The organism is Burkholderiales bacterium (assembly GCA_023511995.1).
GTDB lineage: Bacteria > Pseudomonadota > Gammaproteobacteria > Burkholderiales > Thiobacteraceae > Thiobacter.
This window is the reverse complement of sequence record JAIMAL010000006.1, coordinates 118,094-124,416: the sequence shown is the minus strand read 5'-3', so window position 1 is coordinate 124,416 and position 6,323 is coordinate 118,094. Positions and strand designations below refer to the sequence as shown.

Here is a 6,323-nt window from a genome sequence, read left to right as displayed (position 1 = left end):
CCGCAGTGCCGTTATGATCAGCGGCCACGGTTATCGCCTCCCGTACGTGCGGAACAAGTAATACACGCCGCCGATAACGGCAATGATGATCAGAATGCCGATCCAGCCCCACAGCACGGACGTTTTCACGGTCATCCGCAGCGTGGCGTCAGCCGATTTCTCCGCGGTCTTGGACGTCATGGATACGATATAATCGCCGGCGATCGCATTTTTGTCGGCCTTGATCGTGGCCGTCACTTGCGTCGAAGCGCCGGGCGCGAGGTTGGCGATTTTGGCCGGCTCGAACGTCACTTCCCAATCGGTCGGCGTCGTCGCCGTCAGGCTGACGTTGCTGAGGTCGGACGTGCCGGTGTTCTTCACGACCAGTTCCAGGTTGCGCGTGCCGCCGGCCGTAAGGCTCGTGCTGAGGCGCTCGTCGGAAGTCGTCAGTTGCAAGTCGTACGTGCCGGTAATGACCGCTTCCAGCGTCGCTTCGGTAAAAATGCGGTTGTCGAGTGACGCTTCGTCGTGCCGCACAATCCCCGCGCGAATTTCAGCGGTGATCGCCGGCTCCAGTTCGCAGGCCTGCTCGCTGCTCACCAGTTCGGCGGTAAGGCCTGTCCGGCGATGCTCCTCTAATATTTCGGCGATTTCTTCCTGGGAGACTTCCGCCAGAAAAATATCGAGCGCCCCTTCCTTGCGGTAGCCCACATTTTTTCCGGACAAGTCCTCGACACGGTGAATAAATTCCGGATACGCCCGCACGCTGGCCATGCTCAAAGGGAGCACGCAAGCCAGCTCCGCGCTTTCCGGCGAAGGCGAAATCATGCCCGCGCTGGCCCACGACGCTTCCCGCCCTGGCTTCTGCGCGTCAAACACGCCCACTTGCAAACCCGCGGAAGTCAATTCCAGGGCAATGGAAGCGCCAATTAGGCCACCGCCGGCCACAACCGCGTCATAAGTTTTCATGCCGTTATTCTAGCGCAAGGCCCGCCGCGCGTTTTGTGACCGCCAAACAATTCCGGCCGCCGGGGATTTTCCTGTTGAGGGAACCTACTGCTTTGGGGCGAATTCCTGCGACAGCACTTCGGCTTTTTTCGCCTGAATCCGCGCGCGCTGCCAGTCGTTATTCTTCATCGCTTCCCGCGCACTGTCTTGGAAACCCAGAATCTTCGAAACCAGGTCCTGCTGCGCGGGGCTTAAAGTCATGGCCTTCGTCAGGCTCAGATTGTGTTCTGCCACGCTCAAGCTCTGCTCAATGGCCGTTTTTGCTCCCGAAAGTTGCTCGTCGCTCAATTCCGGCGCAATGATGGGCTCCGGATTCTCTGCTGCCACAACGGGCTCCTTCACCGGTGCAACCGGCACGCGCGGTCTCGCGGGGCCTTTTCGTGGAAGGATCAGCTCGGGAATGGGGTCGCTGGCATCATGAGGAATTTCCGGCGCGTCGGTCAGCGCAACCTCCGTCACGCGCGGCGCTACGGGGTGCGCCAGCGTCACTCTACCAAGGCTGGGGGCGGGCCTACTCGCCGAGAAACATCCGCCGCACAGCAAAACTCCGCCGCACACCAAGGCGAGCGCGCCTTGAGCCGGGCGGGGCTCGCCCATGGCGACGTGGTCCTTGCGCCCAAGATGTTTGAGACCCGTCTCCTCACGCCGGTGGAGCTCGCGCGCGCCCAGCCGGATACGCTGGTGCTCCATGCCGCGGCGGGGGAGGCTAACCTGGAGGCCATGGGGCTCTACCGGGAGTTCAACCGGGACGTCCTGCTCGTCTATGCCCTGGATGACCTGGTGACGCAGCTTCCCCGGGAAAATCCCTTCTTCCGCCACACCCCCCGCGACATGCGCTCACGGCTGCGCAAGGCCCTCTCCCTCTGCCACCGCGTGGTGGTCAGCACCGAGCCCATCGCCGAGCTCTGCCGGCCTTTGAATGACGATGTGCGGGTGGTGCCCAATCGCCTGGAGCGGGCTATCTGGGGGGGGCTGGTGTCCCGCCGGCGGCAGGGGCCGCGGCCGCGGGTGGGCTGGGCGGGGGCGCAGCAACACGCAGGGGACCTGGCCATCATCGTGGAAGTGGTGAAGGCCACAGCAAGCGAGGTGGACTGGGTGTTTTTCGGCATGTGCCCGGAGGAGCTGCGCCCCTTCGTGCGGGAGTTCCACGATTTCGTGGTCTCCTTCTACGACTATCCGGCCAAGCTGGCCAGCCTGAACCTGGATCTCGCCGTCGCCCCTCTCGCCCTCAATGCCTTCAACGAGGCGAAGAGCAACCTGAGACTGCTGGAATACGGCATCCTGGGTTGGCCCGTGGTCTGCACCGACATCTACCCTTACCAGAATGCGCCGGTGAAGCGGGTGCCCAATGAGCCGGGGGCCTGGATCGAAGCCATCCGCGAACGGGTGCATGACCTGGATGCGGCGGCGGCGGAGGGCGACCGGCTGCGGGAGTGGGTCCTGCGGCATTTCATCCTGGAAGACCACCTCGAGGAATGGCTCGACGCCCTCACCCGCGAGGAGGCGGCCGCACTTCGGGGGCTGGCTTCGTCCGGCCGGACCCCGTAGTCCGCTCCGCTTTTTCTCGCGGGGGTGACTAAAGTTTCCCCCGCCCACTCCGAAATAGCCCCTGACGGCGACAAAGAACGAACCGTCGCCGCGCCCGCCGCCATGCGGGTTTACCTGTTAAGGAGATGAAAAATGGCTCTGATCGTCAATACCAACGTTGCCTCTCTCAACGCCCAGCGCAACCTGGCCACTTCCCAAAGCCAGTTGGCGGTGACCCTGCAGCGCCTGTCTTCCGGCCTGCGTGTCAACAGCGCCAAGGATGATGCGGCTGGCCTGGCCGTTTCCGAGGCCTTCACCGCCCAGATCCGGGGCAACAACCAGGCCGTCCGCAATGCGAACGATGGCATTTCCCTGGGGCAGACCGCGGAAGGCGCCCTGGGTCAGATCGCCCGCAACGTGCAGCGGATTCGTGAAATCGCCGTGCAGGCGGCAAACGGCACCCTGAGCAACACCAACCGGCAGCAGCTGCAGAAAGAGGTGGATCAGCTCACCCAGGAAATTTCCCGCATTGTGCAGACCACCTCCTTCAACGGCACGCTGCTTCTGTCGGGTGTGAGCAACCTGACCTTCCAGGTGGGGTCGAGCGGTTCCGCGGACAACCAGGTGACGATCACCACGACCAATCTCGCCGTCAATGGCAGTGCGGGGCTTTACACCTACAATGCTTCACTGACGGCGACGGGCGTCATCGATGTGACCACCCAGGCCAACGCCTCCGCGGCGCTTGCCAACCTTGATGCGGATATCAACCAGATCTCCACCATCCGCTCCACCTTTGGTGCGGTGCAGAACCGTTTCGAGGCGGTGATCGCCAACCTGCAGAACTATGTGGAGAACCTGGAGGCTTCGCGCAGCCGCATCATGGATGCCGACTTTGCTGCGGAAACGGCGGCGCTCACCCGTGGCCAGATCCTGCAGCAGGCGGGTGTGGCGGTGCTGGCCCAGGCCAACGCCCTGCCGCAGACGGCGCTCACCCTGTTGCGCTAAGCGGAAAGGGGAGGGTGAGGCGCAGGCGCCCGCAGACAACCCTGGCGGCGCCCCCGCTTCACCGCTGCCCCAGGCAAGCGGAGGGTAGACCATGTCGAACGGTCCTGTGACAGCCGTGGGCCAGGCGGTGCCGGCGAGACCTGCGGCTGTTTCCTCGCAAGCGGCGGCGCAGCCGCCTGCGCCGCTGCCGCAGCCGGCAACCCAGCCCGCCGAGCCGTCGGGTACGGCGCAGATGGTCGGACCCGATGCCCAGTCCGTGCGCGAAGCCGTGGATCGCATCAATGCCTTCCTCAAATCGGCCCAGCGCGATCTCAACATCGAGATCGACAAGGATACCGGCATCGTCGTCGTCAAGGTGGTGGATCGGGAAAGCGGTGAAGTCATCCGCCAGATTCCCCCCGAGGAGACGCTGGCCATTGCGAAGAATCTCGATACGGCGCAGGGCGTGCTGTTTCGGTCCAGGGTGTAGTGCATACGGCATGGCGCCGCGGCGCCATGCCGTCCCTTCGGGGAAGCGCAAGGAGTACGAAAGATGGCAATCTCTTCCGCAGGCATCGGCTCCAACCTTGATGTCAACGGGCTAGTCTCCCAACTGATGGCCATCGAGCGGCGGCCGCTCAATGTGTTGGATCAGAGAAAATCCCAGCTCCAGGCGGAAATCTCGGCTTACGGCCGGTTGAAGAGCAGTCTTGCGGCGCTGCAGAGCGCCATCGCCAACCTCAAGGACACGACGGATTTTCAGGTTTTCAAGGCGACGCCCGCCAGCGACGCCTATTTCACCGCCACCGCCGACAGCACGGCGTTGGTGGGTAGTCATTCCATCACGGTGGTGCAGCTTGCCCAGGCACAGAAGCTCGTCTCCGGTGCCTTTGCCGATACGGGGACGACGGCGGTGGGGGAGGGCACCCTCACCATCAGCAACGGCTCGTCAAGCTTCACCGTCACCATTGACAGCAGCAACCACACCCTCGCCGGCATTGCCAATGCGATCAATTCGGCGGCGGGCAATTTCGGCGTGTCCGCCACCATTCTCAACGATGGCAGTGGTTTTCGCCTCGTGCTCTCCCCCAACGAAACGGGGGCGGCCAAGGCCATCACGGTGGCGGTGGCGGACAACGATGGCAACAATACGGACAATGCCGGGCTTTCCCGTCTGTCCTACGTGACCGGCGCGCAGAACCTGACGCAGACGGTGGCGGCGCAGGATGCCATCCTCACCGTGGACGGGCTGTCGGGCATCACCAGTGCCTCCAACACCGTCTCCGGCGTCATCCAGGGGGTGACCCTCAAGCTCAAGGCCGCGGGCAGCTCGGAGCTGAGTGTGGCCGTGGATACCGACGCCATCACCGGCCGGGTCAACGATTTCATCAGCGCCTACAACAAGCTGGTGAAGGACATGGACGAGCTGCATGAAAAGGGTGGCACGCTGGAGGCGAGCAACACTGTGCTCACCATCGGCGCGCAGTTGCAAGGTGTGTTCAACACCGCGATCAACCTGCCGGGCAACGATTTCAACTATCTGGCGCAGATCGGCATCAGCATCCAGAAGGACGGCACGCTCGCCCTCAATGGCAGTGACTTCAACGCCGCCCTCACCAACAAGCTGGACAAGGTCATTGCGCTCTTCACCGATCCCGGCCAGGGTTTTGCCCAGCGGCTCTATACCGAGCTTGACAACCTCCTGCAAACCAACGGGGTGCTCGATGCCGCCACCCAGGGGCTCAATGCGACGATCTCCGACATCGAGGCGCGCAAGGATCAGCTCTCGGTGCGGCTGGACCGCATGGAGCAGCGCCTGCGCGCCCAGTTCGCCGCTCTGGATGCCATGTTGGGCAGCATGCAGCAGGCGAGCACGATGCTCATGCGTCAGTTATCGCAACTTTCCCGCTGAACGACGAAAGGACGGATGGCAACGATGAACACCATGAACCGGGCACTCAATGCCTACGCGAGCGTGGACCTGGAGACGGCCGTGACGACGGCCAGTCCGGTACAGCTCATCGTGCTCCTCTATGACGGCGCCCTGAGTGCACTGGCCACCGCCAAGGGGCGCATGCAGGAAAAGCAGTTCGCGGAAAAAGGCGCGCTGATCTCCAAGGCCATCGGCATCATCGAGGGCTTGCGCGCCGTCCTCAACCAGGGGGAAGGGGGCGAGATCGCCCGCAACCTCAACGACCTCTATGACTACATGAAGCGCCGGCTGGCCACCGCCAATCTGAAAAACGACCCGGCCGGGCTGGACGAAGTGATGCGCCTGCTTTCCACCCTGCGTGAGGCCTGGGTGGAGCTGGAGGCGCGGGGGCGGCAAAGCGCCGCAGCGCGTGAGCCCACCGCAGCCGGCGTGAGCCTGAGGGCCTGAACATGGATGCCGCCGAGGCCCTTTCCCGCTACCGCGAAATCCGTAAGACCACCCAGCGCATGCTGGAGGCCGCACGCGCCGGTGAATGGGATCGCCTCGTCGAGCTGGAGGCGGCGCGCCGGGATCTCATCGGGGCGGTGACCGCGGAGTCGGTGAGCTTCGGGCCCCTGGCGGCGGAGAAGGATGCCTTGATCCAGGCGGTGCTGGAGGCGGACCGGGAGATCACCGCGCTCACCCGTGCCTGGATGGATGAGATGAGCGAAGTGCTGGCCAGCGTGCACGCCCAGCGCAGGCTGGAGCGGGCCTATCACGGCGGGTGAGGCCATGGCCGGGCCGGGATTCGGTGGGACTGACCCCTTGGGGCCCGTGCCCGATCTGTTCCCGGTCAAGCCCGACCGCAATCCCCCTCGCCCGGGCGGCCAGACGCCGCGCCAACGCCCGC

At 64.1% G+C, this 6,323-nt stretch carries 8 protein-coding genes; 6 read left to right on the top strand and 2 right to left on the bottom strand.

The window, feature by feature from the left end:
* Window positions 1-30 precede the first annotated feature (30 nt).
* Complete coding sequence (locus tag K6T56_04945; GenBank protein ID MCL6555694.1) at window positions 31-948, bottom strand: FAD-dependent oxidoreductase; 918 nt, start codon at window positions 946-948, stop codon at window positions 31-33.
* 84 nt (window positions 949-1,032) lie between these two features.
* The gene (locus tag K6T56_04940) at window positions 1,033-1,476 is read right to left on the bottom strand and encodes a hypothetical protein (protein ID MCL6555693.1); all 444 of its coding nucleotides are present in this window, start codon (window positions 1,474-1,476) and stop codon (window positions 1,033-1,035) included.
* 84 nt (window positions 1,477-1,560) lie between these two features.
* Here K6T56_04940 and K6T56_04935 point away from each other — a divergent pair, with 84 nt between their 5' ends.
* From K6T56_04935 to K6T56_04910, 6 genes are all read left to right on the top strand, one after another.
* A complete protein-coding gene (locus K6T56_04935; protein MCL6555692.1) occupies window positions 1,561-2,535 on the top strand; it encodes a hypothetical protein in 975 nt (324 codons plus the stop codon).
* Window positions 2,536-2,667: 132 nt separating this feature from the next.
* Window positions 2,668-3,522 carry a flagellin FliC gene (locus K6T56_04930; GenBank protein MCL6555691.1) on the top strand — a complete coding sequence of 285 codons (855 nt, stop codon included), beginning with the start codon at window positions 2,668-2,670 and terminating at the stop codon, window positions 3,520-3,522.
* A 91-nt stretch (window positions 3,523-3,613) separates the two neighbouring features.
* Window positions 3,614-3,991, top strand: a complete 378-nt coding sequence (locus K6T56_04925) for a flagellar protein FlaG (GenBank protein ID MCL6555690.1) — start codon at window positions 3,614-3,616, stop codon at window positions 3,989-3,991.
* A 63-nt stretch (window positions 3,992-4,054) separates the two neighbouring features.
* Complete coding sequence (gene fliD, locus K6T56_04920) at window positions 4,055-5,413, top strand: flagellar filament capping protein FliD (protein MCL6555689.1); 1,359 nt, start codon at window positions 4,055-4,057, stop codon at window positions 5,411-5,413.
* A gap of 24 nt (window positions 5,414-5,437) precedes the next feature.
* Window positions 5,438-5,881 carry a flagellar export chaperone FliS gene (fliS, locus tag K6T56_04915; GenBank protein MCL6555688.1) on the top strand — a complete coding sequence of 148 codons (444 nt, stop codon included), beginning with the start codon at window positions 5,438-5,440 and terminating at the stop codon, window positions 5,879-5,881.
* A gap of 2 nt (window positions 5,882-5,883) precedes the next feature.
* On the top strand, window positions 5,884-6,201 hold the full coding sequence (locus K6T56_04910; protein ID MCL6555687.1) for a flagellar protein FliT: 318 nt from the start codon (window positions 5,884-5,886) through the stop codon (window positions 6,199-6,201).
* Window positions 6,202-6,323 lie beyond the last annotated feature (122 nt).